The sequence below is a fragment of the Candidatus Micrarchaeia archaeon genome (assembly GCA_041653315.1).
In the GTDB taxonomy this organism is placed as follows: Archaea; Micrarchaeota; Micrarchaeia; order Anstonellales; family JAHKLY01; genus JAHKLY01.
This window is the reverse complement of record JBAZFO010000013.1, coordinates 33,126-35,346: the sequence shown is the minus strand read 5'-3', so window position 1 is coordinate 35,346 and position 2,221 is coordinate 33,126. Positions and strand designations below refer to the sequence as shown.

The following is a 2,221-nucleotide window of genomic DNA, read 5'->3' as shown; positions in this document are numbered from 1 at the left end:
CCCAATGGGGTATTCCATCATCGGGGTCGATACTGCCATTTCTTAATTTTGTTATATGGGAAGTTGCCTTGATTAGAATATAGTCGATTGAGAATTGTCCGGGGGCGGGTAAACCTTCTCGCCACGGATGTCCGTGTTTCTCAAGGGAAACTTCGTCTATTCGGGTAAACCAATATTCATCGTCTTGAACTGTTCCACTTTCTCGTCCGCTTCTATCTTCTTCTGTACCCATAATTTTAAGTCCTCCAAACTATAGAAAATTGGTATATGGTTTTCTTGAGCTAACGCAAGCTCGGCCTGCGTTCCCGCTGACAGTAAATTTCGTGGATTGTCAACGATAAGAACCGCGTCGGAAACAACAAGCCATGATTTAGAATATTTATAGAAGTCTTGAAGCGAAAGAGATTCTCCGTATCTTAACATCAGGATTCTATGGTAATCGTCCCACGGGGAATAGGGGGCAAAACCAGCAAGGAGGACTTCGGTTGAAGTCCTCATGCCAATTCTCATATTTTCTAATACTGTGATAGCATTACTCGCTGAATATGCCCCAGCTACATACACCCGTAGCATGGGTTTAAATTTATCCACGCATCACCTCTTTTATGGATAAGATTGAACCAATTAAAAAACAGAGACTACCTAATACGTAGAAAATGAGTGGTAACATCTTTTTCAATACCAATTCACCGTCCAGCCGAACATCACCATTTCAAGAAACCAAAGCATTATCCAGTAATAATTACTGTGTCCACCTTGTCCTACCGGCATTATAATCACCTCCTGATTATCTGTTTTGCAAGATATTCCAGTAAATAGCAACGAGATTCTTCGTCATTTACGCCCGTCCTTTTACATACCCACTCGACGGCATGATTAAGTTCGTGAATGATTATGGGGATACCAGAATCCTTTTTATAGTATATGAATCCTTCTTGCTTGTGGATATATGTTCCATCTTTGCATTTGCGAGAACTGTCAGCATCCATAAATTCACCAATACGATAAAATGCTGGTTCAATATTTATCTTAAAACGCTTCTTGAGCGTTCTCCTATATTCTTCATAGTCTTTGGCAGTTATGAAAAATATAGTAAAGTCAAAGATGGGTATCTTTATTTCCTTGATTGTTGCCATAGTTTCAAAGTATTAGAACTTCAACCCTATGTTCTTTCAACTCTATCGGGATACATAGTTGGGATATTATGACTTTTAATCTTGTATATACCCCGATTCATATCTAAACAAACAGGAATAAGCTCGTAGTTCTCTCCATCATTATGTCGATAGTAACCAATATCGGCAATTCTCTGGATATGTTCGGTGACCTTAGTACAGACATCCATATCAGTTGCACCCGATACGTCATACTTAAAAACCCGACCATCACGATGATAAAGAGATATGGTTCGTGTTTTCATATTAGAACTTCAACCCTATCCCAAACATGGCAACCACCAAGTCCGAGCCGGGGGTTTGTACCGCCTCTACACTACCCGACAAATCAAAGATAGAGAATGTCCCGCCTAATCTCAACATAACAGTGCCGTATGTCTGTGAGTTTTCGTCATCAATAAACTGATATACGCCGCTACCAATAGCACCGTACATTGTCCACGTCTGGCGTGTAAAGACATTCTTCTGGTTAATAGCATAGATGCGCACAGCTTTAACATTGTCACTGTATGGACTATAGAGATAGTCTGTTTGCTGGAGTAGGGTATAACCAGCGTCGGCCTTCGTGACTACGGGGGCAGAGAATCCCACAGAGTAGGCCACTGATGTCGGTTGTCCCGCTTGTAGCATTGCACCTACGCCAATAGACGAGGCGGCATCAAAAGCATAAGTCATAGATGAACAAAGAATTAGAATTAAGATTGAAAGTGTTAGTTTACGCATGAATCACTCCTTATTTATCATTTCCAACTTTACTTACCAACATCTTAGCACTCGACCAGCCGCCGACCGAGCCTATCCAACACAAGACTGTACTAATAACCGTTTCCCTAAGAATCCAATTGTACGTTAAGCCACTGAGTAGGGCGGCCATAAGTAAGATAGCAATCCATATCGCTGTCGGCGGAATCGAGAACTTCTCTTTGAGAATATTCATAAACAGGGTGCATACCGCAGATATGCCAATAGTAATCTGGATATCAATCGGTAGTTTACTGAGAACATCTGGAAACATAAAACTATTTCTCCTTAATTAAAATGTTCAA

Annotated in this window: 5 protein-coding genes; all 5 read right to left on the bottom strand. The window is 40.8% G+C overall.

Going from position 1 to position 2,221, the window contains the following annotated elements; all coding sequences use genetic code 11:
* Window positions 1–232, bottom strand: a 232-nt coding sequence (locus tag WC356_03905) for a hypothetical protein (GenBank protein ID MFA5382286.1), incomplete at its 3' end; no start/stop codon positions are given.
* Between the two features lie 544 nt (window positions 233–776).
* Window positions 777–989, bottom strand: a complete 213-nt coding sequence (locus WC356_03900; GenBank protein MFA5382285.1) for a hypothetical protein — start codon at window positions 987–989, stop codon at window positions 777–779.
* A gap of 173 nt (window positions 990–1,162) precedes the next feature.
* The gene (locus WC356_03895; protein ID MFA5382284.1) at window positions 1,163–1,345 is read right to left on the bottom strand and encodes a hypothetical protein; all 183 of its coding nucleotides are present in this window, start codon (window positions 1,343–1,345) and stop codon (window positions 1,163–1,165) included.
* A gap of 76 nt (window positions 1,346–1,421) precedes the next feature.
* Window positions 1,422–1,898, bottom strand: a complete 477-nt coding sequence (locus WC356_03890) for a hypothetical protein (GenBank protein MFA5382283.1) — start codon at window positions 1,896–1,898, stop codon at window positions 1,422–1,424.
* A gap of 10 nt (window positions 1,899–1,908) precedes the next feature.
* On the bottom strand, window positions 1,909–2,190 hold the full coding sequence (locus WC356_03885) for a hypothetical protein (GenBank protein ID MFA5382282.1): 282 nt from the start codon (window positions 2,188–2,190) through the stop codon (window positions 1,909–1,911).
* Window positions 2,191–2,221 lie beyond the last annotated feature (31 nt).